This is a genomic window from Cognatilysobacter terrigena (assembly GCF_004361065.1).
Lineage (GTDB): Bacteria > Pseudomonadota > Gammaproteobacteria > Xanthomonadales > Xanthomonadaceae > Cognatilysobacter > Cognatilysobacter terrigena.
On record NZ_SELT01000070.1, the window covers coordinates 1 to 1217 of the forward strand.

Sequence of the window (1217 nt, forward strand, 5' to 3'; positions counted from 1 at the left end):
CGCGCACGCCGGCGCAGCGACGCGCGACGAAGATCAAGGTCGCGCTGCTGTTCGGCATGGTGATCGTGGTGGTGATGGCGTTCCTCCGCGCGGGCCGCACGCCGGCGCCGCCCCAACTCGCGCCGGGTCCGTTCGACGGCCGCGTGGCGGCGACACTGACGCCGATCGCGCAGGCGGTTCTGCAAAAGGAATTGCCGGACATCGACACACCGGTCGCCTGCCTCGCCGTCGATCGCGCCGACGCGCCGCGCGAAGTGCGCGATGCGCTGCGTCCGCGTCCCGGCCTGACGCTGGTGCCCGCGTCGCACTGCGAGCGCATCGCCGACGAAGACACCGGCTCGGTGCATCCGCCGTCGAAGAAGAAGGCGACGATGGTCGACGTCGATCATTTCCGCCCCACCGCGCCCGACGCCGGCACGATCGAGTACAGCGCCTATCACCACCGCATGTGGGCGAAGTACAAGACGCTCGAGGTCAGGCGCGTCAACGGCGTGTGGCAGGTGACGAAGACGCTCAAGGTCGTCGCGCCGTAACACGCGTCGGTCGCGCTTCGTCGCGCACCAAAAAATTGGCCCGCGTCGGAGAACGCGGGCCAAGGTCGTGCAAGGTTGGGGAAATCAGGAGCGGCCGGTGCCGCCCGAGCCGACGCCGTTGCCGCGCTGCGGATGCATGCGCTTGAACGCGGCGCGCATTTCCTCGCGGTCGACGAAGCCGTCCTTGTTCGCGTCGACCTCGTTGAACTTCGCAGCGAACGGCGAGTTCGCGGCTTCGGCGCGGCTCAGGCGACCGTCCTTGTCGGCATCGAGCTTGGCGAGACCGCCACGGCCTTCGTGCTTCGGACGCTCGTTCGCGTCGATGCGGCCGTCCTTGTTCGTGTCGAACGTGTCGAACTTCTGTGCGAACTGCGGCACCTTCGCGGCTTCGGCGCGATCGATCACGCCGTCGCCGTTGGCGTCGAGCTTGGCGAAGCCGCCGCCGTGACGCATGCCGTCACGGCCGCCCCACTGCGGACGCTCCGACGCGTCGATGCGGCCGTCCTTGTTCTTGTCGAGCTGGTCGAACTTCGCCGCGAACTGCGGGACCTTGGCCGCTTCGCTGCGGTCGATCGCGCCGTCGTTGTTGGCATCGAGCTTCTTCCAGCCGCCTGCGCGGCCGCCGTGCATGCCGTCGTGGTGCGGACGCTCGGACGCGTCGATGCGGCCGTCCTTGTTCTTGTC

Annotated in this window: 1 protein-coding gene and 2 pseudogenes; 1 reads left to right on the forward strand and 2 read right to left on the reverse strand. The window is 68.8% G+C overall.

What is annotated here, in order from left to right; translation table 11 throughout:
* The coding region (locus EVS83_RS15760; protein ID WP_166636939.1) for a hypothetical protein at nucleotides 1-533 on the forward strand (533 nt) is incomplete at its 5' end.
* Nucleotides 534-665: 132 nt separating this feature from the next.
* Here the strand turns inward: EVS83_RS15760 and EVS83_RS16270 are convergent.
* Together EVS83_RS16270 and EVS83_RS16275 are read right to left on the reverse strand one after the other, a co-directional pair.
* Nucleotides 666-986, reverse strand: a pseudogene (locus EVS83_RS16270) (calcium-binding protein); the annotation flags it as partial.
* A 27-nt stretch (nucleotides 987-1013) separates the two neighbouring features.
* A pseudogene (locus EVS83_RS16275) lies at nucleotides 1014-1163 on the reverse strand (EF-hand domain-containing protein); the annotation flags it as partial.
* Nucleotides 1164-1217 lie beyond the last annotated feature (54 nt).